At 71.4% G+C, this 24,581-nt stretch carries 19 protein-coding genes; 3 read left to right on the forward strand and 16 right to left on the reverse strand.

What is annotated here, in order from left to right; translation table 11 throughout:
• Positions 1 to 206: 206 nt before the first annotated feature.
• The 4 genes from QOZ89_RS31545 to QOZ89_RS31560 form a co-directional block, all read right to left on the reverse strand.
• The gene (locus QOZ89_RS31545) at positions 207 to 1,403 is read right to left on the reverse strand and encodes an IS4 family transposase (RefSeq protein WP_312627305.1); all 1,197 of its coding nucleotides are present in this window, start codon (positions 1,401 to 1,403) and stop codon (positions 207 to 209) included.
• Positions 1,404 to 1,474: 71 nt separating this feature from the next.
• Positions 1,475 to 3,325, reverse strand: coding sequence for a dihydroxy-acid dehydratase (gene ilvD / locus QOZ89_RS31550; protein ID WP_071053412.1), 1,851 nt, complete (start codon positions 3,323 to 3,325; stop codon positions 1,475 to 1,477).
• Positions 3,326 to 3,811: 486 nt separating this feature from the next.
• The gene (locus tag QOZ89_RS31555; RefSeq protein WP_071053411.1) at positions 3,812 to 4,447 is read right to left on the reverse strand and encodes a hypothetical protein; all 636 of its coding nucleotides are present in this window, start codon (positions 4,445 to 4,447) and stop codon (positions 3,812 to 3,814) included.
• A 30-nt stretch (positions 4,448 to 4,477) separates the two neighbouring features.
• Positions 4,478 to 4,846 (reverse strand): antibiotic biosynthesis monooxygenase family protein, encoded by a 369-nt coding sequence (locus QOZ89_RS31560; RefSeq protein ID WP_071053410.1) that lies wholly within the window; start codon positions 4,844 to 4,846, stop codon positions 4,478 to 4,480.
• Positions 4,847 to 4,982: 136 nt separating this feature from the next.
• On the opposite strand from QOZ89_RS31560, the gene QOZ89_RS31565 reads away from it, so the two are divergent.
• On the forward strand, positions 4,983 to 7,499 hold the full coding sequence (locus QOZ89_RS31565; protein ID WP_312627310.1) for a WD40 repeat domain-containing serine/threonine protein kinase: 2,517 nt from the start codon (positions 4,983 to 4,985) through the stop codon (positions 7,497 to 7,499).
• A 23-nt stretch (positions 7,500 to 7,522) separates the two neighbouring features.
• Here QOZ89_RS31565 and dnaB read toward each other — a convergent pair whose 3' ends face one another.
• The 6 genes from dnaB to QOZ89_RS31595 form a co-directional block, all read right to left on the reverse strand.
• The gene (dnaB, locus tag QOZ89_RS31570) at positions 7,523 to 8,881 is read right to left on the reverse strand and encodes a replicative DNA helicase (protein WP_071053461.1); all 1,359 of its coding nucleotides are present in this window, start codon (positions 8,879 to 8,881) and stop codon (positions 7,523 to 7,525) included.
• A gap of 833 nt (positions 8,882 to 9,714) precedes the next feature.
• On the reverse strand, positions 9,715 to 10,161 hold the full coding sequence (gene rplI, locus QOZ89_RS31575; protein ID WP_312627312.1) for a 50S ribosomal protein L9: 447 nt from the start codon (positions 10,159 to 10,161) through the stop codon (positions 9,715 to 9,717).
• A gap of 16 nt (positions 10,162 to 10,177) precedes the next feature.
• On the reverse strand, positions 10,178 to 10,414 hold the full coding sequence (gene rpsR, locus QOZ89_RS31580; protein WP_071053408.1) for a 30S ribosomal protein S18: 237 nt from the start codon (positions 10,412 to 10,414) through the stop codon (positions 10,178 to 10,180).
• Between the two features lie 193 nt (positions 10,415 to 10,607).
• On the reverse strand, positions 10,608 to 11,225 hold the full coding sequence (locus QOZ89_RS31585) for a single-stranded DNA-binding protein (RefSeq protein ID WP_312627315.1): 618 nt from the start codon (positions 11,223 to 11,225) through the stop codon (positions 10,608 to 10,610).
• Positions 11,226 to 11,253: 28 nt separating this feature from the next.
• Entirely contained in the window at positions 11,254 to 11,580 is a 327-nt protein-coding gene (gene rpsF, locus QOZ89_RS31590; protein ID WP_274536627.1) for a 30S ribosomal protein S6, read from the reverse strand.
• 198 nt (positions 11,581 to 11,778) lie between these two features.
• Positions 11,779 to 12,084 (reverse strand): hypothetical protein, encoded by a 306-nt coding sequence (locus QOZ89_RS31595; protein WP_071053406.1) that lies wholly within the window; start codon positions 12,082 to 12,084, stop codon positions 11,779 to 11,781.
• A 193-nt stretch (positions 12,085 to 12,277) separates the two neighbouring features.
• Between QOZ89_RS31595 and QOZ89_RS31600 the strand changes: the two genes are divergently transcribed.
• Positions 12,278 to 12,631 carry a hypothetical protein gene (locus tag QOZ89_RS31600; RefSeq protein ID WP_071053405.1) on the forward strand — a complete coding sequence of 118 codons (354 nt, stop codon included), beginning with the start codon at positions 12,278 to 12,280 and terminating at the stop codon, positions 12,629 to 12,631.
• Positions 12,632 to 12,668: 37 nt separating this feature from the next.
• Here the strand turns inward: QOZ89_RS31600 and QOZ89_RS31605 are convergent, their stop codons facing one another.
• From QOZ89_RS31605 to QOZ89_RS31625, 5 genes are all read right to left on the reverse strand, one after another.
• A complete protein-coding gene (locus QOZ89_RS31605) occupies positions 12,669 to 13,832 on the reverse strand; it encodes a hypothetical protein (protein WP_241842333.1) in 1,164 nt (387 codons plus the stop codon).
• A gap of 23 nt (positions 13,833 to 13,855) precedes the next feature.
• Positions 13,856 to 15,892, reverse strand: coding sequence for a glycosyltransferase family 87 protein (locus QOZ89_RS31610; RefSeq protein WP_071053404.1), 2,037 nt, complete (start codon positions 15,890 to 15,892; stop codon positions 13,856 to 13,858).
• 213 nt (positions 15,893 to 16,105) lie between these two features.
• A complete protein-coding gene (locus QOZ89_RS31615) occupies positions 16,106 to 19,048 on the reverse strand; it encodes a transglycosylase domain-containing protein (RefSeq protein ID WP_312627321.1) in 2,943 nt (980 codons plus the stop codon).
• Between the two features lie 413 nt (positions 19,049 to 19,461).
• Positions 19,462 to 20,535 carry an inositol-3-phosphate synthase gene (locus QOZ89_RS31620; protein ID WP_312627323.1) on the reverse strand — a complete coding sequence of 358 codons (1,074 nt, stop codon included), beginning with the start codon at positions 20,533 to 20,535 and terminating at the stop codon, positions 19,462 to 19,464.
• A 71-nt stretch (positions 20,536 to 20,606) separates the two neighbouring features.
• Complete coding sequence (locus QOZ89_RS31625; RefSeq protein ID WP_071053457.1) at positions 20,607 to 21,272, reverse strand: PadR family transcriptional regulator; 666 nt, start codon at positions 21,270 to 21,272, stop codon at positions 20,607 to 20,609.
• Positions 21,273 to 21,972: 700 nt separating this feature from the next.
• On the opposite strand from QOZ89_RS31625, the gene QOZ89_RS31630 reads away from it, so the two are divergent.
• Positions 21,973 to 22,407, forward strand: a complete 435-nt coding sequence (locus QOZ89_RS31630; RefSeq protein ID WP_071053402.1) for a DUF5318 family protein — start codon at positions 21,973 to 21,975, stop codon at positions 22,405 to 22,407.
• 15 nt (positions 22,408 to 22,422) lie between these two features.
• On the opposite strand, the gene QOZ89_RS31635 is transcribed toward QOZ89_RS31630, so the two are convergent.
• Positions 22,423 to 24,294, reverse strand: a complete 1,872-nt coding sequence (locus tag QOZ89_RS31635; protein WP_071053401.1) for a substrate-binding and VWA domain-containing protein — start codon at positions 24,292 to 24,294, stop codon at positions 22,423 to 22,425.
• Between the last annotated feature and the right edge of the window lie 287 nt (positions 24,295 to 24,581).

The following is a 24,581-nucleotide window of genomic DNA, read 5'->3' on the forward strand; positions in this document are numbered from 1 at the left end:
CGTTGACTTAAGAACCTGGTAGGGGTGGGACGGCCCGGATGATCTGTACGGTTTCGGCTGGGCGTCGGGTGGGCCGGGGAGGCCGCGGTCGTTGGGGGTTCCACGACAGGAAGCGGGACATCTTCCGTTTGACCTGGCGGACCTCGGCGCGGAGCCGGCGCGGAGGGTTGATCTCTTCCTGAAGCTCACGGGCGAGGTGGGCGAGTTCAGCCGCGAGGCGGTAGGGGGGAAAGGTTCCCCGGGAACGCGGTGACACTGCGCCGGACCGCCCGCAGGGTGGCGGCGAAGGAGAGCCGGTCGGGATCGAGGGGCTCGCCGCGGCCGACGGCCACCGCGTGCATCAGTACCCGCAGACCGGTGTAGACCGCCAGGTGTGCGTAGACCTCCTGGAGCACCAGTGCCGGGCTCTTGCTCGGCAGGACGGTGCCTGCGCCGATCTGGGTGGTCTTCAGCTCGGCCAGACTGTTCTCGACTTCCCACCGCTCGCTGTAGAGCGCGGCGAGCTCGGCGGCGGGGGCCTGGTCGGGGTCGAGCAGCGTCGTGATCAGCCGGTAGCGTTCGGTCCGGCCGGACACGTCCAGGCCGTACTCGATCACTCGAACCCGTGCGTCCTGGGGCGGCCGGACGCGGCGGCCCCGGCCGCCGCGAACCGTGGACAGCCACGAGCCGTCCGCGAGCACGTCTTCCACCGGAAGTTTCCAGGTGCCCGGGACGCGCCACAGCAGGTGGGCGCCGCGGGCCTCCGCCCGCTGCCACAGATGCGCTCCGGGCAGGCCCCGGTCGGCCAGCACCAGCATTCCCGGCCCGAGCGAGGGGGCCAGCCGCTCGACCAGCGCCCGCTCCTGGACCCGGTAGGAGTCGACCACCGCGTCGGTGACCACGTGGGTGCCGGCCTCGATCAGCACTGCGAGCCGCACCAACGGATACCCGGTCGGACCCTTGCCCGGCCGGGGCCGCGGCCGTCCAAGCCCCGCCTCGTTGGCCTCGGTGTCGGCGGCCGGCAGGGTAGTCCCGTCGACGACCATCAGCCGCAGGCCCCGCCAGAACGCCCCCGGGGTCCGTTCGTCGGCCACCGCCGTACCCGCGTGCACCAGCAGGTCACGGAACGGTTCCACGCCCAGCGCGCGGCGTGCCCGGAAGATCGCCGCCTTGTCCGGAACCCGCCACTGGCCCCCGTCGTCCTCGCGACGGGCGGCTTCGGCGAGCGTGCGCAGCACCTCCCGGTACGGCTCCGGGCAGAACAACGCCCGCGCGAGCACGAAGTACGCCGTCAGCCTCGGCGGCAGCAGCCGCACCCGTACCTCACGGTCCCGGGTCTTGGCCAGCACCACGTCCACCAGCTCCGGCGGGAACACCTGAGTGAGATCCCCAAGCGCGAACCGATCAACCAGGTGAGTAGCCACTGGGCATCACCTCTAGTAGCCACTGGACTACTAACCCAGCCTACCTCGGCCCTAAGTCAACGGCATTGCAATTAATAGAGCAGGTTCACGTCCCTCGCGGCGCCGGTGGAGGCTGACGTGGCCATCGCGGCGTAGGCGCGTAGCGCCGCCGAGACCTGCCGTTCCCGGTTCGCCGGGCGGTAGCCGGGGCCGGCCTCGAGGGCCGCGCGGCGGGCGGCCAGCTCCTCGTCCGGGACCATCAGGGCGAGCCGGCGGGTCGGGATGTCGATTTCGATGCGGTCGCCGTCGCGGACGAGGGCGATCGTGCCGCCGTGCGCCGCCTCCGGCGAGACGTGCCCGATCGACAGGCCCGAGCTGCCGCCGGAGAACCGGCCGTCGGTGATCAGTGCGCACTTCGGCCCGAGGCCGCGGCCCTTGAGGAACGCCGTCGGATAGAGCATCTCCTGCATGCCCGGGCCGCCGCGTGGGCCCTCGTACCGGACGACGATGACGTCACCCGGCTTCACCCGGCCGCCGAGGATCGCCTCGACGGCCTCGTCCTGGCTCTCGACGACGACCGCTGGACCGGCGAACGTCCACTGGTCCTCGGGGACGCCCGCAGTCTTCACCACGGCGCCGTCCTCGGCCAGGTTGCCGTGCAGCACGGCCAGGCCGCCCTCGGCGGAGTAGGCGTGCTCGGCCGAGCGGATGCAGCCGTCCTCGGCGTCGGTGTCGAGGGTGTCCCAACGGTTCGTCGAGCCGAACGGCTCGGTGGTGCGCACCCCGCCGGGCGCGGCGTGGAAGAGCTCGACGGCGTCGGGCGAAGGACTGGCGCCGCGGATGTCCCAGCGGTCGAGGAACTCGCGCAGGCTCGCCGAGTGCACACTGTGCACGGCCGGGTCGAGCAGCCCGGCCCGGTCCAGCTCGCCGAGGATCGCGGGGATGCCGCCAGCGCGGTGAACGTCCTCCATGTAGTACTTCGCCGAGCTGGGCGCGACCTTGCAGAGGTTGGGCACCCGCCGGGAGATCTCGTCGATGTCGGCGAGGGTGACCTCGACACCGGCCTCGACCGCGGCGGCGAGCAGGTGCAGCACGGTGTTCGTGGAGCCGCCCATGGCGACGTCGACGGCGAAGGCGTTGCGGAAGGCGGCGGCGCTGGCGATCGAGCGCGGCAGCACGCCCTCGTCGTCCTTCTCGTAGTAGCGGCGGGCGAGATCGACGACGAGCCGGCCGGCCTCGACGAACAGCTCCCGGCGGGCGGCGGCGGTGGCCAGCGTCGAGCCGTTGCCCGGCAGTGACAGGCCGATCGCCTCGGTCAGGCAGTTCATCGAGTTCGCGGTGAACATTCCCGAGCAGGAGCCGCAGGTCGGGCAGGCGGAGCGTTCGATGATGCTGAGGTCGGCGTCGCTGACGCTCGGGTTGACGGCCGCCGTCATCGCGTCGATGAGGTCGAGCCGGGAGCGGACCGTGCCGCCCTGGACGACCGCGTTACCGGACTCCATCGCCCCACCGGAGACGAACACGGTCGGGATGTTGAGCCGCAGCGCCGCGAGCAGCATCCCGGGGGTGATCTTGTCGCAGTTGGAGATGCAGACCAGCGCGTCGGCGCAGTGCGCGTTCACCATGTACTCGACGCTGTCCGCGATGATCTCCCGCGACGGCAGCGAGTACAGCATCCCGCCGTGCCCCATCGCGATCCCGTCGTCCACCGCGATCGTGTTGAACTCACGCCCGACCCCACCGGCCGCCGCGACCGAGTCCGCGACCAGCTTGCCCAGATCCCTCAGGTGCACGTGACCCGGGACGAACTGGGTGAAGCTGTTCGCGATCGCCACGATCGGCTTGCCGAAGTCGTCGTCGGTCATGCCGGTGGCCCGCCACAGGGCGCGGGCACCGGCCATGTTGCGGCCATGGGTGGTCGTACGGGAACGCAGTGCGGGCATCTTGTGACCTCAGGACCTTCGACTGCTGGGGTCCGGGGTGTCCCCCGGAATGACATTGCGGGCCTCCAGGAAAGCGACCGCTGGTTGGTGACCCGGCGGAGCCGCCTCGGGGAGTCCGGGGGTATCCCCCGGAATGACATCGCGGGCCTCCAGGAAAACGACCGCTGGTCGATGACCAGGCGGAGCCGCCTCGGCGTGCGCGACGCGAGCGCGGCGGGGCGGGGTCACGCGGCCAGGTCGCTGCACTCATGGTGGCGCGCGCCGGGCCTGGTTCTTGCCACTGGGTTCGCCAGTGGGCCGCCAGCACGCGCAAGGCGCGCACCCGATTCGGTCCCACGCCCCCTGTCAGCGTATCCGCCGCGGCCGGCGCCATGACCCGGCGCCATGGCCTCAGGACGGGACGAGCGGGGTTGGCGGCGGACCGGTCGACCGGCGTGTCTCCGCGATCTCCGCGTTCCGCGGAACGCGGAGATCGCGGCCCGGCCGTCAGTCGACGGGAGGTGTCGGCGGGAGCGCGGCCGGGCCGGAGGGCGGGACGGCCCAGGGGACGCCGCTGGCGCGGGGTGGGTCGGCCGCGGTGACCTCACCGCTCGGCTGATGGGGCGGGGGTGGCTGGAGGGGGGACTGCCCGGGCTGGGGGGCCGGCGGCAAGTGTCCCGGGTAGCCGGGATGCGGGGGGTAGCCGGGCGGGAGGGGTGGCGGCTGACCGTAGCCGGGATGGCTGTAGCCGGGGTGGCCGTAGCCGGTTCGGCCGACCCCGGGGTAGGTGGGCGCCGGCGGCCCGCCTGGTCGAGGGCCGCGGGGGAAGCGCTTCCGCAGCACATGCTGGACCCACCAGGAGAGCGCCAGCGACGCGAGCATGCCGACGATCGGACCAGCCTGATGGTGGCGCCCGCCGCCGTCCGCGGCGCTGACCTTCGCGCCGACGACGAGCAGGTAGATCGCCGTGATCGCGATGAAGATGTAGCCGCTAACGAAGAAGTGGAAGAACCGCAGGCGCATCCGGGTGAGCAGATCGCGCAGGAACACGGCGGGCAGGACCCAGATGCCGAGCCCGAACACCGCCGCGGTCAGCGGTGAGAAGATCAGGAATCCGAAGAACTGCTTGATGAACTCGCCCATCGCTCCCCCGGGCCGTTGCCGCGTCCGCCGTCAGGCGGTGCCGGTGGACGCGGCCGACGGGATGTCCACGCCGGCCACGTGCTCCACGGTGGGCGTACCGGCGAAGTACGGGCTGATCGCCGCACGCCAGCGACCGTAGCCCACGGAGCCACGGAACCCCTCGGTGTGCGCCTCCAGGCTGTCCCATTCGACGATCAGCACGAACGAGCTCGGCGACTCGATACCCCGACTCATCCGCATCGACCGGCAGCCGGGCGAGGTCGCGATCTCGTGCCGGACCGTGTGGTACGCCGCGATGAAGTCGCTCTCCGTCCCTGGTTTCACGTTAAACCTTGCGATCTCCGTGACCGCGAACTCCGTGTCGCGGGTGCTGCCCGTGGCCGGCCCGGATGCGCTCATGCCGCAAGTCTGGCACTCCCCGCGTCGGTGCCGCCGCCGAGTCAGACATCCCGCGTGCTGTCGAAGCGGGAGAAACGGGGGGGTGGCGCCGAATATCCTCGGAGCCACGGGTTTCCCGGGCGACAGGGGCGTCGGCATGGTGGTCGGAGACGGCGCGGTCGGCGGCGCGGTCGGCGGCGGGATGGAACCCCTCGATGAGGACGACCCGGCACGGCTTGGCCCCTATGTGCTGCTGGGGCGCCTCGGCCAGGGCGGGATGGGCACAGTCTTCCTCGGACGCCGGGCGGGCCCCGACATGGCCGGTGCCAGCGGAACGGGTGTGGATGAGGACGCCCCGGGCCGGAATGGCGTCCGCGAGCCTGACGCGGAGCGGCTCGTCGCCGTCAAGATGATCAGGCCCGACCTGGCGCGCGAGCCGGAGTTCCGGGAGCGGTTCGGGCGGGAGGCCGTCGCGGCCCGGCGGGTCGCGCGTTTCTGCACCGCCGAGGTGTTGGACGTGGACGTCGAGGCGCGTCGGCCCTACCTGGTGACCGAGTACATCGATGGCCGCACGTTGGCCGCGGTCGTCCGTGAGGACGGGCCGCTGCCGAGCGCGGAGGTCGAACGGCTGGCGGTCGCGGTCGCCTCGGCGCTGACAGCGATCCATGCCGCCGGTCTGGTTCATCGTGACCTGAAGCCAGGCAACATCATGTTGTCGCCGTCTGGCGCCCGCGTCATCGACTTCGGCATCGCCCGGGCGCTGGACGCGACAACCACGTTCACGCACGCCGGCATCGGCACGCCCGCGTTCATGGCACCCGAACAGGCGCTCGGCGGCGTGGTCGCCCCGCCGGCCGACATCTATGCCTGGGGTGGCGTCGTGATCTTCGCTGCCACCGGCCGGCTGCCGCACGGCGAGGGCCCCAGCCCGGTGGTCCTCTACCGAGCCGTCAACGAGGAACCCGACCTGACCGGCCTGGACTCGGGCCTGCGCCAGCTCGTCGCCCGGGCGATGGCGAAGGACCCGGCCAGGCGCCCCACCGCCCAGGACCTGCTCCTGCTCCTGGTCGGCGCCACCCAGCTCGACGACGAAGAGCCGAACACCCCCGTCGCCGCGACCGCGAAACCCGATCCGCGGCCCCTTTTGTCTCCCCGGCAGGCGTCGCCATCCGACCCATCCGGGCCGTCCGGGCCGTCCGGGCCGTCCGGGCCGTCCGCCGGCCTGGTCTCCCCGTCCGCGTCATCTCGGCGACCGGCAACGCCATCGGCGATGGAGGAGGCGCTGGCGCTGGCGGCGGACATCGCCCGGGACATCGACGCCGGTCGGGCGACACCGGCGGGGCCTCGGGCGGCCGACGTGTTCCCAGCCGGTCCGAACGCCCACGCCGGCGGCGAGGAGACAACCGCCCGGGCGCTGCCGGCCGATCCCCGCCGGCCCGCGACCCCGGCCCGACCGGCCGTGACGACGGATCCGCCCACCCGGGAGGCGACCACCTTCGTTCCACCCCATCTGGCCGGCGGAACGCGGGCGCCCGACGACACCTACCGGTTCGACGACGGCCGCCCCGCGGCCGGGGGCGTCGCGGACCCGACCGGTCACCGACGGCAGGCCAGGCGGTTCGGCGTGCGCCGCGGCGGCCTGGCCGGGCTCGGACCGGCCGTCGACGCGGCCCCGCTCGGCGGGCCGCTCACCGGCCACACCGGCCAGGTAACGTCGGTCGCGTTCGCCCCCGACGGCCTGGCGCTCGCTACGGCGAGCGCGGACGGCACCACCCGGGTCTGGCGTATCGCCCACGAGGCCGGCCACGCCGCGTCCCAGCTGGGTGAACCGCTGCGCGGCCACGAGGGGCGGGTGCTCGCCGTCGCCTACTCGCCGGGTGGGAGGGCGCTGGCGACCGCTGGCGGCGACCACACGGCGCGGCTCTGGCTGCGGGCGGCCACCGCTCCCGGCGAGGCGGATCCCGCCACCGTCGACGGCCATGGCTACCGCCCGCTCGCCATCGCCCGCGGCCACACCGACCAGGTGACCTCGGTGGCGTTCGCCCCGCGCGGCCGGCTGCTCGCCACCGGCGGCCTCGACGGGACGGTCCGGCTCTGGCAGCTCGACCTCGACGCCGTCGGCCGGGACGCCGTCCGCCCGCTCGGGCGGCCGCTCGCCGGTCACCGGGGCAAGGTCCTCGCCGTCGCGTTCTCGCCGGACGGCCAGATCCTCGCCACCGGCGGGACGGACCACACCGCGCTGCTCTGGGACCTGACGTCGTCGGTCCCCCGCCCGCTCGGCCCGCCGCTCGCCGACCACCGCTGGCACGTGCAGGCGCTCGCCGTCTCACCCGACGGCGACACCCTCGCCGCGGCGGCCGGCTTCGGCACCGTCCGCCTCTGGGATCTGACCGACCCGGCGCGTCCGTCGGGCCTCGCCGAGCTGACCAGCTGGCAGAGCGGCCAGGTCCGGGCGGTTGCCTTCGCCGCCGACGGCCGCACTCTCGCGGCCGCGGCCGGCATCGGCGCCGCCGTCGGCCTGTGGAACGTCGAGGACCCGACGATCCCGGAGCCACTCGGCCAGCTCGCGACCGGCCATGTCGGCACCGTCCGGGCGCTCGCCTTCTCCCCGACCCGCGACATCCTCGCCACCGCCGGCGACACGTCCACCCGCCTCTGGCGCCCCGCGGAGTAGCCCGACCGATTCCGCGAAGGCGGTCAGTTCGCCATGTCGACGAAGCGGGAGTAGTGGCCCTGGAACGCGACCGTGACGGTACCGGTCGGACCGTTACGGTGCTTGGCGATGATCAGATCGGCTTCGCCGGCCCGGGCCGATTCTTTCTCGACGGTGTCCTCGCGGTACAGGAGGATCACGGCGTCGGCGTCCTGCTCCAGGCTGCCGGACTCGCGCAGGTCAGAAACCTGGGGACGCTTGTCGGCGCGCTGTTCGGAGGCGCGGTTGAGCTGTGAGATCGCGACGACAGGGATCTCCAGCTCCTTGGCGAGCAGCTTCAACGAGCGGGAGATCTCGCTGACCTCCTGCTGGCGGCTCTCCACCCTCTTCGGCGACGACATGAGCTGCAGGTAGTCGAGGATGACCAGGCGCAGGTCGTGGCGCTGGCGCAGCCGGCGCGCCTTCGCCCGGATCTCCATCATCGTGAGGTGCGGGCTGTCGTCGATGAACAGCGGTGCCTCGGCGACCTCGCCCATCCGCCGGGCCAGCCGCGCCCAGTCGTCGTCGGTCAGCCGGCCCGTCCGGATGTTCTGCAACGAGACCCGCGCCTCCGCCGACAGCAGCCTCATGGTGATCTCCATCCGACTCATCTCCAGCGAGAAGATGACGGACGCCATTCCGTGCTTGATGGACGCCGCTCGCGCGAAATCGAGGCCCAGGGTCGACTTTCCGACCGCGGGCCGGGCGGCGACGATCCAGAGCTGGCCGCCGTGGAGGCCATTGGTCAGCTCGTCGAGGTCGGTGAAGCCGGTAGGGACGCCCGTGAGGGCGCCCTCATGGCCGGCGATCGCCTCGATCTCCTCGAGGGCCGGGTTGAGCAGGTCACCCAGCGGCGCGTAGTCCTCAGTGCTACGGCGCTCGGTGACCTCGTAGACGGCGGCCTGGGCGCGGTCGACCAGCTCGTCGACATCCTGTGCCGGGCCGTAGGCGAGCTGGACTATTCGCGTGCCGGCCTCGGCGAGCCGGCGCAGCACGGCCTTCTCGGCGACGATCCTCGCGTAGTAGCCCGCGTTCGCGGCGGTCGGCACGCTGGAGATCAGCGTGTGCAGGTAGGCGGGGCCGCCGACGCGGTCCAGCAGGTCACGCCGGCCGAGCTCCGCGGCGACACTGACCGTGTCGGCCGGCTCGCCGCGGCCATAGAGGTCGCCGACGACCTCGAACACCGTGGCGTGCGCCGGCCGGTAGAAGTCGCCGGCGAGCACGACCTCGATGACGTCGGCGACGGCGTCCTTGGACAACATCATGCCGCCGAGCACGCTCTGCTCGGCCAGGATGTCGTGCGGGGGCGTCCGGTCGAACTCGACGGGCTGGCCGCCATTGCGCGAGATGTCAGTGACCGTCACTCGCCTCACCCCCCCGTCCACGATCTTCTCGCACGGCCCGACGGTGCCTCGCACCGCTCCCCGCCGCTCCTTGCCGGTCCGCTCCTTGCCGGTCCAGTCCTTGCCGGTCCAGGCCAGAGCCGTCCTTCGAACATATGTTCGATCAGATGGCTGGCCGGTGTCAAGGAGGAGCGTCGGGATGGCCACGGGCACGTCGAGTAGAGAACGTACGTGCACCTTCCTCGCGCATCGCGCTCGGCACTCCGTGGCGACCCCTGAATGGCTGACTTTAGGGAACGCGGGCACTGTGCGGCAAAAAGTTATCCACAGGGATGTGTGGATAACCTGTGGGCAACTCCGGTACAGCCTGGGGAGGACCTCGGGACGACGGCCGATGAACTGTGGATGGACTAGCCCGGTACCGCCCGGGATCGGCTGTCAGGCTGGGCATCCTTCCGGACGCCCTGTGGACACAAAAAAAGCTCGCCCAAGTCTCCGAATGAAGCCCTCACCAGACAAGCGAGCCCTTACGGGGACCACCGGTGGCCCATGTGGTGCGTCGATTCGGAGGCCCGAGGGAGCCGGCAGTGAGGCCGAGGACGCAGGCAGGCCGGCCCCAGAGACGGCGATGCCCGGTGCCCCGGACTTTCCCGGGACACCGGGCAGGTGTATGGCTATGGTTACTTCTCGCCGCTTACTCGGTTACACCGCGCTTGCGTCGCAGACACCTCGGTCGATGCCTACCGGTACACACCGGCCCGATCCGGCGTTTGCCTACCGGCCGGACCCGAAGATCCAGCCGGGGGTCAGACGAGACCGCGCCGGTCCGGCGACCGTGCGACCGCTTCCGCGAGTCAGGCCGCGGCGACCCTGACGGTCAGCTGGGCGGTCACGTCGGGGTGCAGGTGCACCGCGACGGTGTGCTGACCGACAGCCTTGATCGGCGAGGTCAGCTGGACCTTCCGCTTGTCCAGCGACGGACCGCCCGCCTTCGCCACGGCGTCCGTGACGTCGCCGGCGGTGATCGAGCCGAAGAGCCGGCCCTCCTTGCCCGCCCGGCTCGTCAGCGTCACGGACAGCGCCTTGAGCTGCTCGGCGATCTCCTGCGCGTGCCCCAGATCACGGACCTCCCGGGCCGACCTGGCCCGCTTGATCTGCTCGACCTGGCGCTCGATGCCGCGGGTCGCGATGATCGCGAACTGCTGGGGAACGAGGTAGTTGCGGCCGTAGCCGTCGGCCACCTCGACGATGTCGCCGGGGCTGCCGAGGCCCGGCACCTCCTGGGTGAGAACGAGCTTCATGTCGGCGTCACCCTCCTCAGCGCGCGGTCGAGGTGTAGGGCAGCAGCGCCATCTCGCGGCTGTTCTTCACCGCGATGGCGACGTCCCGCTGGTGCTGGCTGCAGTTGCCGGTGACCCGACGGGCACGGATCTTGCCGCGGTCCGAGATGAACTTGCGCAGCAGCGAGGTGTCCTTGTAGTCGATGTAGTCGGTCTTGTCCTTGCAGAAGACGCAAACCTTCTTCTTCGGCTTGCGCACAGCCGCCTTGGGCATGGTTGTGCACTCCTAGATTTCAGACAAAGTCAGATGAGCGTCCCGGATACCCCTCGAGGGCGCGAAGCGCCATCGAGGTCCGGGCCGGCCCCGGACGGCATCGTGACCCCGAGCAGGCCGCCCAGAGGGCGGCGGGCAGGGTCGGCCGGGTCGGCGCGCAATGGGCGCGAACGCCCGGGCACCACGAACGGGGCTAGAAGGGCGGCTCGTCGGAGTACCCGCCGGCCGGCTGCGACCAGGGGTCGTCGACGGCGCCGCCGGAGTAGCCGCCCCCGGAAGAGGAGGAGCTACCACCACCGCCGCCGCCGCCGCGGTAACCACTGCCACCGCCGGCGCTACCAGCACCGGCACCGGCACCGCTGGCACCGTTACCGCTGGCACCACCGCCACCGCGGTATCCGCTGTCCGGCGGGCCGTCGTAGCCACCGCCGCCGCCACCGCCACCGCGCGCCGCGCGGACGACCTTGGCGGTCGCGTATCGCAGCGACGGGCCGATCTCATCGACGTCGAGCTCGATGACGGTACGTTTGTCGCCCTCGCGGGTCTCGAACGAGCGCTGCTTGAGCCGACCCTGGACGATGACGCGAGCGCCCTTGGTCAGCGACTCCGCGACGTGCTCGGCCGCCTGCCGCCAGATCGAGCAGCGCAGGAACAGCGGTTCGCCGTCCTTCCACTCGTTGGTGGCCCGGTCGAGCGTGCGCGGCGTGGATGCGACCGTGAAGCTCGCGACAGCCGCCCCGTTCGGGGTGAACCGCAGCTCCGGGTCGCTGGTCAGATTGCCGACGACAGTGATGACGGTCTCACCGGCCATGGGATGTGCCCCCTGTCCCGCGGGTGTGTCAGGCGGCCGGCCGACGGGCGGCGCGCGGCTTCTTCGCTTCGGGCAGCCGGATGACCTTGGTGCGGATAACCGACTCGTTGAGCGTGAGCTGACGGTCGAGCTCGGCGACGACGTCCGGCTCGGCGTGCAGATCGATGATGGCGTAGATGCCCTCGTGGCTCTTGCGGATCTCGTAGGAGAGCCGGCGGCGGCCCCAGACGTCGACCTTCTCCACCGCGCCGCCGCCATTGCGGACGACGGAGAGGAACTGGTCGAGGGACGGCGCGACGGTGCGTTCCTCAAGATCTGGATCGAGGATGACCATCAGCTCGTAGTGGCGTGCCAAGGCTGAACCCACCTCCTGTGGACTCGGCGGCCACGGGCTTCGCCCGTGGCAGGAGGGAAAATGATGCGCGTTCCTGGCTCCGCGGCCTACTGCTGCGTCCCGGTACTGAACATCCCTGGTACTGGAACCCGTAGTGGGCCGCGAAGAAGAACGCGCCGACGGCGCCCGCCATATGGCGAGCACCGTGCCGCGTTGAGCTTACTCGACGTGCTCGGCGGCCCCGCCGGACAGGTCGCCACGGCCGGTGGGTTGGCGGTCCGCCACCGGCCCGTGCCACACGGTGCGAGCCCACCCCCAGGCGACCGCGAGCAGGACGACGAGCGCGAGCAGGACGAGCAGGCCGCGCAGGTGCCGTCCGGGAGACGGGTCGACGGCCGCCAGCACAATGACGCACAGCATCGCGGCCGCCGCCCCGCCGGCGAGCGGATAGGCCAACGCGTTCGAGGCCCGTTCGCCGTCGCCGTCGCCGGCCGGGGGGCCTTCTGGGTCGCCGCCTGTACTCATCGTCCCCATCCTGGCGCACTCGCGGCACGATCCGCCTCGTCGTGGCCGTATCGGCGGGGCGCGCCGTCAGACCGATGGCTCCCGGACCACTCGCGTACCTGGCGCTCCCCAAGATGACCGTCACTGTGAGTTACCGTCCGCGCGACACCGGCACGGGCGGCCGGGACGACGCGGGTAAGGGGTGGCTACGGCGGTGGTGACCTCGCACCGGCTGCGGCCGGCACCCGCGCAGGACGAGGCGCCGATGATGCCGCACTCGGCACAGGCCGTGGCCGCGCTGCTCGCCGGGGTCGTCGTAGTCGGGTTCGTCCTGGTGGCCGGTGGCGCACTGGCACCGGCGAACGCGGGCACCGAGGCCTCCGACCAGCTCGCGCGGCGTCCGGCGTCGACGGTGGCCGTACCGCCGCCACCGTCCGCCGCGCCCGCGCCCGCGCCGACCCGCGGGCCGGCGACGCGGCCCCCGCCGCCGGAACGGCTGCCCGCGGTGGCGCCGAGACCGGCTCGTGCAGTGGCTCTCCGGTCCCCGATCGGCCCTGACCTGCCTTGACCGGCCTGACAGGCACACCGCGTGTCGGCATGGGCTGTCAGTCGACCCAGCGCCCCTGGGTGAAGGCGATCACGAAGACGGCCATCACCGGGCCGGACAGCCACAGGTAGGCGGGCGCCGCCCTGGGAAACCGGGCGGCGAGCCGCGCGAGCAGCAGGTAGACCGGGAACGCGACCAACATCGTGCGCACGCCCGAGGCGTAGTAGTTGGTCGCGGCCATCAGGAGCGTCGCCGTGCCGACGAACGTCGCCTCCGCCCATCGGCGGCTGTACAGCAACGCAACCGTGACCACGACGCCCAGGACCACGGCGAGCAGCTCCGCCCGCCAGAACCAGGTGAAGGTCGTCGAGCCGTCCGCCCCGGGGAAGGCCGACCCCCAGGTCGTCCTCCAGCCCGACCATGGCCAGTCGACCCAACGGTGCCAGCCCTCGCGCATCGCGGCCGTGTAGGCGTTCCATTCCCCGGTCTTGCCGTGCAGGTACCAGAGGAAGCCGAACACCGGCAGGGGCGGGAGCGCCAGCGACAGCGCCGGCCACGCGATCACGGGCGCGCCGGCCCGCCGGCGTTCGACGACGTACAGGACGACGAGCCCACACCACAGCGGGATGCCGGTGACCCGGGTCCCGGTGGCGCAGGCGGCGAGGGCACCGGCGAGCCACCACCGTTCGCGCCGGGCCGCGAGCCACGCGGTGCTCGCGAACGCCAGGAACAGCGCCTCGGAGTAGCCGGCGAACAGGAACACGGCGTACGGCGCAAAGATCATCGCCAGCACCGCCGCGCGGCCGGCGGCCGGGCCGCCGTCGTCCGCGGCCAGCCGCCAGATCGCCGCCGCCGCGACCGCTCCGGCCAGGAACACGACGATCAGTCCCGCGATGATCCAGTTCGGCGCGACGAAATGGACCAGCCGGATGGCGAGCGGGAAGGCGGGGAAGTCGACCTCGGTCTTGTCGGAGTAATGCGGCGAGACATAGCCGTAGCGCGCGACCTTGGTGAACAGGCCGACGTCCCAGCGATCCCACAGCTCGGTGAAGCGGGGCACGTTGCCCATCGCGCCCTCGACCGCTACCCGCGCGGCGGCGAGCGACAGCAGCGCGACCGCCACCCGGCTGGCGAGCCACAGTGGCAGCGTCGCCCGTGCCGCCTCCGGCAGCCGAGCCCACAGCCCGCTCGCGGACGACACCAGCCGGGCCGGTGGGCTCACCGGACCCGGCGAGTGCGGGGGCCTCACTGGGGTTCGGGATCAGCCCGGCGCGGCCGGAACAACGCGCCCGGCTCCAGAACGTCGCCGTCGGGCGCGCCGCCGGCGCCGCCACCCCCGTCGGGTCGCCCGCGCTCATCGGTACCCGTCGTGGCGGTACCCATCGCGGCGTCGGCCCAGAGGCCGCCGGATCCGGACGGGCCGTCGATGACCTCACCGACGAGGACTGGCGGCCGGCGGTGCGGGCCGAACACGTCCGCGGCTCCGTCCAGCACGCCACCGGCCGGGTCGTCCACGCCGGAGGCCCGCACGACGTCGAGCTCGGGACGCAGGATCTCGCGGACGATCAGGCCCGCGAGCACCAGCAGCACGAGGTCACGCAGCGCGACCGCGCCGACGAACCAGCCGCGGGAGACCCCGCGCACGCCGTTGGTGTCGTTGTAGATGAAATGCATGAACCGCATGAACAGCAGGTAGACCTCGGCGGCCTGCCAGACCAGGAAGGCACGCCACCTGGGCCTCGCCAACGCGTACAGCGGCAGCAGCCACAGCGTGTACTGCGGCGAGAACACCTTGTTGGTCACCAGGAACGCGACGACGAGCAGGAACAGGACCTGCGGCAGGCGCGGGCGGCGCGGCGCGAACCAGCACAGTCCGGCGATCGCGGCGATCGAGGCGAGCAACGCGACCATGGTGATGGCGTTCAGCACCGACACGGGTATGCCGTGGTCGCGCACCGCCGTCAGCAGGACCGGCGTGGCGACGACGACGACCAGCCAACTGGCGGCGCCCACGGCCAACGTCGTCCCGCGGACGCCGCCGACCACACCCGTCAAGGCGCCACCCATGCCGCCGGCCGGGTCATCCGCCGCGTCGTCGTCCCCGGCCTCGGCCCAGCGCGCACGTACCCACGGGCCGGCGGCGACGGCGGCGAGGCCGAGGGTGGCCAGCACGATGACGATCAGGTGCGGGCCGCCGAACCAGCCCGGGTCGTACGCCCCAGCCAGCCACTGCACGGCGAACGCTAGCGAGTCCCAGTCAGCGGGGCGGTGCTCGTTGAGGTCGAAGAAACGCACCACCGCGTTCTGGGCACCGTCGGCATGCCCGTCGAGCATGCCGAACCAGCCGCCGGAACCCAGCGTCGACAGGATGCCGCCGTGCGACTTCTTGTCGCCGATGAAGTAGCCGGCGACGAGGTAAGTCGGCAGCACGATGGCGACGACGGTCACCGCGGTGGAGGCGACCATACGGCCGAAGGCACGCAGCTGGCCGGTACGCAGGCACAGCACGCCGATCGCGACGAGGAAGAACACCGGGTAGAGCTTGGTGGCCACTCCGAGGCCGAGCAGGATGCCGGCGGCCACCGGCGCCCGCCTGGACCAGGCGTAGACGGCCACGGCCCCGAACGCGACCGCGACGATGTCCCAGTTCGTCAGCAGGTGCAGCACCATCGTGGGCGCGAGCGCGAACAGCGCCGCGTCCCAGATCCGCCGCCTGCCGGCGGTCTTCGCGACGGCGACGACGGCCACGCAGGCGAAGCAGAGGAAGAGCAGCGCGGTCAGGTCGTAGAACAGCGCGGAGCGGGCGTCGATGGTCCAGTGGTCGATGACCTGCTCGCCGTTCTCGGTCCGGTAGACCGGCTTCTGCGGCGGGGCGACCCTGGAGACGGCGGCGACCACTTCCATGGTCGCGCCGATCAGCGGCGGGTACTCGGTCGGGTAGTCCAGGTAGGGGACCTTGCCGTCCTTCAGGCCCTCCTGCGAGTAGAGCGCGACGACGTCCGAGTAGCACATCCGCGTGTACTGGTACTCGTGCGTCCAGTTCCGGGTGTCGCGGCAGGTCGACTTCTGCGCGTAGCCAAGGCCGCAGACGACGATCGTCAGCGCGAGCAGCACCCGCACGGGCGTCCACCAGGTCCGCCGGTCGGGCAGCACGGCGTGCCGCCCCGGCGGCCCGCCGATGAGCTCGCTCGCGCCCCGCGCCACCGGATCCTCGAGGCTCGGGCTCACCGCCTCGTCCGTCGTCTTAGCCCGGTCGGTGACCGGTGCGTCGGGCGTCGTCATACCGGCCGCCTCATCCGCGCCCCGCTGTCATGCGCCCATTGTCATACACGCTCCGGTCCGCCCCGACTCCGACAACGCCGACACGGGAGACGACTCTGATACGAGAGCGGGCGGGCCCGTCCATGTCATCGCTGGACCCGTCGGCCACCGCCTCTGGAGGACCGCCGCCACCGGCTCCCCTGGTCAGCCCGCTGGGGTCCCTGGTCAGGCTCCTCATCCCAGGTTGAGGATGCCGCCCTGTCTACCGGGCGTGGGACTGGGCGATGGGGTCGGGGTCTCGGTCGCGCCGTCGCCACCGCCATTGCCGCTGTCGCCGCCGCTAGTGCCGCCGTTGTTGCGGCCGCGGTTGATGCCGAGCGGGTCCAGCGGGTCGTAGGTAAAGCCGGGCAAACCGGGCATATTGCCGTCGGTCGGCGTGGCCGGCAGGTCGGGCGTCGGGGTCGGCGACGGGGAGGCATTCGTGATCTCGCCGGCGTAGGCCGGCGGGTCGAACTTCTCCAGCGGCTGGCCCTTGAGCGCCGCGTCCATGAAGACCTTCCAGATCTTCGCCGGCCAGTCGCCACCGTAGACACCCTGGCCCGTGATGGCGCCGGCGACGTGCCCGAGCGACTGGTCCGGCAGCGGATGGCCGTCCTTGTCGACCTTGGCGTCTCCACGGAACATGTTCACACAGGCCGCGATGTTGTTCGAGCCCGCCGTGTAGCCGCAGAACCAGGCGGAGCGGTATTCCTGCACGGTGCCGGTCTTGCCGGCGGCCTGCCGGCCGTCGGCGAGCTTCGCGTTCGTCTTGCCGGTGCCGTTCGGGCTCGCGATCACTTGCTCCAGCGCGTACGTCGCGTCCTTGACGACGTGGTCGTCGAGGACGGTCGCCGCGTCCGACTGGCCCTGGTAGATGACGTGGCCGTCATTGTTCAGGACCTTGTCGACGATGTGCGGGGTCGTGCGCACACCACCGCTGGCCAGCGTGCTGTAGACCGAGACCATCTCGGTGGCGCGCACCGAGTCCTGGCCGAGCGTGACACCGGCGACGTTGTCCAGCGAGGACGTGACGCCCAGGCTCTTCGCCATCGCGATGACCTTCGAGACGCCGATGTTCTGGCCGAGCGGCACGTACACCGTGTTCAGCGATGCCGCGGTGGCGGTGGCGAGATCGGTGTACCGGTAGTTGGGATCGCCCTCGTCGTTGTGGACGATGTAGTCACCCTCCGAGGTGGTGCCCTTCAACGTCACCTCGTCCGGCGCCTCATAGACCGATTTCAGGCTCGCGCCGTTACTCAGCGCCGTCACCAGAGTGACGGCCTTGAACGTCGAGCCGGACGGGATCGCCGCCCCAGAGACGTTGTCCAGATACTGCTCCTGGCCGGTCGCCGGATTCTTGCCGTACAGCGAGCCGCCGTACCAGGCCAGTACCTTCCCGGTTCTCGGGTCGACGGCAACCAGGCCTGTCTTCAGGTTCGACAGCTTCGGGTAGACGGGACCGATCACGCTGTTGACCGCGTTGAAGGCCGCGGTCTGGCGGCCGTAGTCGATCGTCGTCGTGATCCGCAGCCCGGCGGTGCTGACCTGGTCCTCGGAGATGCCGTGCGCCTCGAGCTCGCGAATGACCTGGTCCTGGATGTATCTGCCCTGGTCGGAGCTGTTGGAGTTGTTCTTCTTGTCCAGGATGGCGTCGGCGGGGTAGGCGGGCTTCTCCTTCAGCCAGCCCTGGGAGATCATCGTGTTGATGACCTCGTTCCACCGCCGTTTCGCCGCGTCCGGGTTCTTCTTCGGGTCGAGGTTGTTCGGCGAGCGGATGAGGCCGGCGATGACCGCGCCCTCGGCGGCGGTGAGCTGGCTGGCGGGCTTGCCGAAGTAGGCCTGGGAGGCGGCCTCGATGCCGTTCGTCTCCCGCCCGAAGTAGATCGTGTTCAGGTAGAACTCGAGGATCTGGTCCTTGGAGTACTTCTGGTCCAGCTTGACCGCCATCACGATCTCCTTCATCTTGCGGGAGAACGTGCGGTCCTGGGTGAGGAAGGCGTTCTTGACGTACTGCTGGGTGATCGTCGAGCCGCCCTGCTGGACGCCGCCGCCCTTCACGTTGGCGACCAGGGCGCGCGCGATGCCGCGGTACGAGATGCCCGGCTCGTTGTAGAAGTTGTGGTCCTCGGCGGCGAGCACCGCGTGCTGGGCGTCCTTGGAGATCTGCGACAGCGGCACGTTCTGGCGGTCGACCGTGCCGATCCTGGCCAGCTCGTGCTGGCCGTCGGCGTAGTAGATCACCGAGGTCTGGTCGCCAGTCTTGATCTCGTCTGGCAACGGCACCTTGGTCGCCGTATACAGGATCGCGAGCCCCGCGACGAACAGCAGCACGCTGGACAGGAAGCCGAACACCACCAGCCGGCGCAGCCACAGCGGCCGCGCCCGCCACCATTTCGGCCCGTGGCTGCCGATCTTGCGCCCCGGCTTGACACCCTCGGCCGCGGCGGCACGTCTGGGACCGGTGCCGTCCAGGCCATCCGGGCCGGCAGGGCGCCGGCGGCCGCCAGGACCTGTCGAACGGCGCGTTCCCACCTGAGTCGCGCCGTCGGAGGAGACCCTGCGATACGTGGTGGCCTGCTCGTCGCGGTCGCGCAGCTCGATCCGGCTGAGCGCGGCCTGGTCGACGGTGTCGTAGAGGGCATCCCGCTCGGCGGGGTGCGCCGGCCGGCGGCCCCGGTCGGAGATGCCCCGCGTCCGGCCGCCGACGGCCATGGTGGCGGCCCCGCCGGAACCGGTGGCCCCGCCGCGCCCGCGGTTGGCCGTGGCGCGCGGGTGATATGACGGACGGTCCGACGACGGCTCGCCGGCCGAGGGGCGCGCCCCGGTCCGGTCGCCGCGGCCGGCGACGGGGCGGCGGCCGGTGGAGGTGGCGGTGGCGCCGCCGGTCTGGCTCGGGCCGCCGGTCTGGCTCGGGCGTGGCCCGCGGCCGGCGGCCGGCCGCTCGGGCCGGGCTGGTCGGTCGGCGCGCTCGGGCCTGTCCGGCCGCTCGCCGAGGTCCGGCCGGTCATACCGGTCAGGTCGTGGAACCTGAGTACGGTCGTCATAGCCGCGTGGGCCACCGGCGGCATCGCCCGCGGGGCCTCCGGCTGGGGGCGCCGGGCGCCGACGGACCGGTTCCTGATCATTCGGCAGGCTCAAAGCCGTCCCGTCCTTCCCGCACCGCGACCGGGACAAGGTGGGAGGTTCGGTCGCGTTCGGTACATGGCAGTCCAGCGTCTCATGCCGGCCCGACCGCCCCGTCAGGCACCCCTGTCCCGCCCGCTCGCCTCTACCGCGTGTCGTCCCAAGGCCCGGTCATCGCCCCTCCAGGCGGCAGGCCTGGAGCCGAAAACGCAGGCACCCGGCACCGGGCGCCTGCCAGCCAGACGCGCCAAACCGTCGGGAGGTTGCCCAAGGGAGGGTTTCGTCGGTCACGGCGCTGACTCTCGGCGAGACGCGACGAGGGCCGGGCATCCCCCTCCGGATGCCCGGCCCTCGTCGCCGTCCGTCGCGGTTGAAGGCTTGGGCCTTCCAACGCAACGCCTAGGCCGCGGGCGCGGCCGACTACTTACTTACTCCTCGCCGACGATGAAGGCCTCGACCTTGTCCCTGGCGACGCTGTCGCGGTACTGCTCCGGCGGGGACTTCATGAAGTAGCTCGACGCCGACAGGATCGGGCCGCCGACGCCCCGGTCGAGGGCGATCTTCGCGCAGCGGACCGCGTCGATGACGACGCCGGCGCTGTTCGGAGAGTCCCAGACCTCAAGCTTGTACTCCAGGTTCAGCGGCACGTCACCGAACGCGCGGCCCTCGAGCCGGACGTAGGCCCACTTGCGGTCGTCGAGCCAGGCGACGTAGTCCGACGGGCCGATGTGGACGTTGTCCTTGCCGAGGTCGTGCGAGAGCTGGGAGGTGACCGCCTGGGTCTTGGAGATCTTCTTGGACTCCAGCCGCTCGCGCTCAAGCATGTTCTTGAAGTCCATGTTGCCGCCGACGTTGAGCTGCATCGTGCGGTCCAGGATGACGCCCCGGTCCTCGAACAGCTTGGCGAGCACCCGGTGGGTGATGGTGGCGCCGACCTGGGACTTGATGTCGTCACCGACGATCGGCACGCCCGCGGCGCGGAACTTCTCGGCCCACTCGGGGACGCCGGCGATGAAGACGGGAAGGCAGTTGACGAAGCCGACACCCGCGTCGATGGCGCACTGGGCGTAGAACTTCGCCGCGTCCTCGGAGCCGACCGGCAGGTAGCAGACCAGCACGTCCGCCCGGGTCGAGCGCAGGACCTCGACCACGTCCACCGGCTGCTCGTCGGACTCCTCGACGGTCTCCCGGTAGTACTTGCCGAAGCCGTCGTAGGTGTGGCCGCGGAAGACGGTCACGCCGGTCGGCGGGACGTCGGCGATCTTGATCGTGTTGTTCTGGCTGGCGACGATCGCCTCGGCCAGGTCACGGCCGACCTTCTTCGCGTCGATGTCGAACGCGGCGACGAACTCGATGTCGGAGACGTGATAGTCGCCGAGCTTCACGTGCATGAGCCCGGGCACCTGGTCGGTCGGGTCTACGCCGCGGTAGTACTCGACCCCCTGGACGAGAGACGCAGCGCAGTTGCCCACGCCGACGATGGCGACACGTACCGAACCCATGACGGTCTGCTCCTTCTGACTACTCGGGAATATGTGTGCAGGACCGGATGCGCCGCGCCGGTAGGCGAGACTCACCGGGCCCCTGGGACCTCACCGTCGGGGTCCTGGGACGTTGTGGGGGGTGGCGTCAACGGCGGAGCGGACGGCCGAGGTGCCGATGGCAGGGTGGAGTGCCCTGGCCCTGGCAGGTCCAGGTCAGCCATCCCCGGCTGCGCCTGGGCGCGTTCGGTCTCGATCAGCTCGGTGAGCCAGCGAACCTCGCGCTCGACGGACTCCAGCCCGTGGCGCTGTAGCTCGAGCGTGTAGGTGTCGAACCGCTCCCGGGTACGGGCGAGCGCGGAGCGAACCTTCTCGCGCCGCTCCTCGAGCCGGTTCCGCCGGCCCTCGAGGATGCGCAGCCGCACCGCGGCGTCCGTCTTGCCGAAGAAGGCGAAGCGGACACCGAACATCTCGTCTTCCCAGGAGGACGGCCCGCCCTCGCCGAGCAGCTCCGCGAGCCGCTCCTTACCCTCGGCGGTGAGGGTGTAGACGACCCGGCTGCGCCCGCCGATCCGGCTCGCCGCGCCGGCGTCGTCGGAGGTCACGTAGCCCTCGGCCTGCAGCTTGCGCAGGCACGGGTACAGCGAGCCGTAGCTGAAACGGTGGAACGCGCCGAGCACGGCCGCGAGCCGCTTGCGCAGCTCGTAGCCGTGCATCGGGCTCTCAGCGAGGATCCCGAGCACCGCGAGCTCCAACACCGCGCCGCCCTCCCTCCGCGTCACCGCCACTGCCTGACCCGCCATGAGCGGCCCGGACACCCTGCTCGATCTCTCGCCCCGACATCTCGGCCCGACATCTCTGCTCGACATGTCGGCTCAACATGTCGTCCGAACATATCGAGGCGATACATCGACCATAGACGAGTCGGGACGACCATGGCAACAGGGGATGTCTCGTTGGCGTCCGGCCAGAGGCACGCGGGTGACGCGATCCGGCCGCCGGGCGGGCGGCCCGGTCGGGCGCGGCGACCCAAGGTTCCTGGTGGACCGGCCAGGCGGGATGCCTGCCCGCGGATCTCCGGGTCGGCTTCACCGACCCGGAGATCCGCCGATCCGGAGATTCGCGGGCGGCTCCAACGGACGTCCCACGGGCCCGGATGTCCAGCCGCGCGGCGGGCCGCGACGCCGTTCCAGCGACCAGTAAGCGCACCTCAGCCACACCCGGTCACAGCGCATCGGCGCAGCGCCAACCCAGCCACGTCATCAGCCCGGTCCAGGCCCCACCACCGCCATATGCCAGGGCCCAACACCACGCGAGGAGGGCGCCCAGCGCCCGACACGGGGCGAGCGCGCCTAGCGCCTCGCCCCGACACGGGGCGAGCGCGCCCAGCGCCTCGCCCCGACAAGCGCGCATTTCGACTCTGGCGGAGCGCCGGGGGTGCGGGGGTACCGTGACTGCATGGGACCGCGTTCGGTCATCGACTACGCGCTCGTCCGCCGGGCGACGCTGGCCGACCTGCACGCCGGACGGGTCTCCCAGCACGAGGTCTGTGACGCCAACCCGTACCTGCTGCGCGCCGCCCGTCACCACGGTGAGCCGACCAGCAAGAGCTGCCCGGTCTGCCACGCGGGCGACCCTCAGCACCCGAAGCCCGGCGACCCACTCGTGCATGTCACGTACAGCTACGGCGACGAGCTTGGTGCCACCGCCGGACGGGCCTGGGCGTCGAGTGACCTCCCGGAGCTGGCGGCCCGGTTCAGCGATCTACAGATCTACGTCGTCGAGGTGTGCGCCTCGTGCGGCTGGAACCACCTCGTGACGACCTACACCATCGGCACCGGCGGCCCACCGGTCCGGCGCTCCGCCCGCCGCGCCGCGCCGGACGGGAGCTGATGGGCGCGACGGGCGCTAACGGTCCGTGAGGGCGTTGACCATCACCTGGAAGATCGAATTGGGATCCTGGGCCGGGTAGGTCTTGGAGCCGGTCGCCTCGGAGATCTGCCGCAGGGCGCTCTGGTCCGCGTCCGCCCCGTAGCCGATCGTGATGATGTGGACGGGCCTCTTCGGGTCGTACTCGTCCTTCAGGGTCTGGATCAGCTGAGCAAGGGTCAGCGTGCTGGATTTGTCCTCGTTCTGCCCGTCCGTCAGCAGCACCACCTGGTTGGGCTTCTCCGGCTCGTACTGCGCGGACAGCGCTCGAAACGCGGCAAGGGCGGTCGCGTAGAGGCCGGTGCTGCCCTTCGCGCTCATCCCGCTGATCGCCGTGAGGAGCGCCTGCTCACGGGGCACGTCGGCCACCGCGTCGCTCATCAGCCCGACCGGCACCAGCTCGCGGTAGGGCTTGGCGCCGTCGAGGCCCGTCGAGAACTGCCAGAGACCCAGACGACTGTCCTTGGCGAACAGCGGGACCGCCGCGTTCGCCGCCGCTACGGCGATCTGCAGCCGGGTCTTGCCGCCGCTTCCCGGCACCACCAGGTCCATCGAACCGGACGTGTCGAGGACGGCCAGCGTGTTCCCGCGCTGGTGAATGCCCAGGAAGGTGCGCCGCGCGCCGTCGATCGTCTGGCCGTCGAGAGCGGTGCGCGGAGTCGTCCGCAGCGCCGGGACGAGCCCCGCCTTCTCGGTGAGCCTCGAGTTGGTCCGGTCGGGCGAGCGGTAGCCGGCCGCGGCCAGCGTCGCCTGCCCGGACGGTCCGGTGAGGTCGGCGAGGAAGTCCTGGGCCGCGGTCGCGCGATCGGAGCCAGCGGGCAGCGCCAGCGGCTGGTAGGTCGCCTCGTCGACGACGAGGCCGTCGGTCGGGTAGGCGGCGACGAGCGGCACGTCCGCCGGGCCGTGCCCGTACTGCCCGCCGGGGAGGGCGGCCTCGGTCGTGTCGTCGGAGACCACGCCGGTGCCCATGTTCACCTGGTAGACGAGGCTTTCCGGCAGGACGAGCGCGGACATGTGCGCCGGCGCGTCCTTGCCCCAGCCGATGTAGGCGGAGACCAGGTCGGTGTCGGACTCGGCGACCAGGTCGGTGCCACGCTCGAAGGTGAGAATCGCGCCCTTGGTGTTCAGGTCACCGGCGAACTGCGCCGCCGTCAATGCGGACGCCGGCTGGCCGACGTTGCTCGCCACGACGTTGAGAACCGCGGCGAGCCCCGCGGACGACGTCTCCGGACTGGGAATTCCAATCTTGAAGGCACCCCACTCCGGATGCCCGCGATCGGCCCAGAACGACGCCGAGCCTTCGTTGGCCCGCAGGTCGGACCAGCTGAGCTGGCGTCCCGGCCAGCCGAGCGCGGTGGCCATCGGCCGCGGCATCGCGAGCACCACCGGCGAGCTCGCCACCGTCGTCCCATCCGCGCCGAGCATCTTGGCGCTGGCGGCGCCGGTCCTGGCCAGTGCCACCCAGTCGGCCGACTCGGGCACCCACACGTCGGGCGCCGAGCCGTAGGCGGCGTCCGTCCAGCCGGCGGCGATGGCGCTCGCCGTCTGGCCGCTGTCGACGGTCTCCACCTTCACCCGGACACACTTGCCGAGCACCTGGTGCCGCTGGCCGTTGTAGCCGGTGGCGGCCTGGGTCAGCGCCGTGGTCAGGCTCGACCCGGTACGCACCGTGAGCAACATCGTCTGTTGGCAGCCGGCGTCCGACCCGTTGCCGCCCAACAGCCGGGTGCTGGCGACGTAGCCCCCGCCCGCCAACAGCAGCACCACGAGCGCCGGAATCAGGATCTTTGCCCGCCCGGTGGAGCGCTCGCCCGCGCCACGATGACGGGGACGATGACGTGCGTCGGTCATCGGGTCGGACCTCCGCGGGCTACATCGGCTGAGGGTCCACGGTCACCCAGGCTCCGCCACTGTGTGGCGTGACCGCGGCCCACCGGGGACGAGAGGCCGAACATAACGCATAGTGAAGGATCATCGCGAACCTCGCCACACGTTGTGACATAGTTGGGCCATCGTTCCCGCCCGTGGGCCACGTTTCGTGACAGTTTCCTGACGTAGAACGACCGCTAGCCGGCTCATGACGACGCAGGGTGGCGCCGTCGCCCGATCTGTCCACAACGAGCGCGCGGCCAGCGATC

It is taken from the genome of Pseudofrankia coriaricola (genome assembly GCF_032027725.1).
Lineage (GTDB): Bacteria > Actinomycetota > Actinomycetes > Frankiales > Frankiaceae > Pseudofrankia.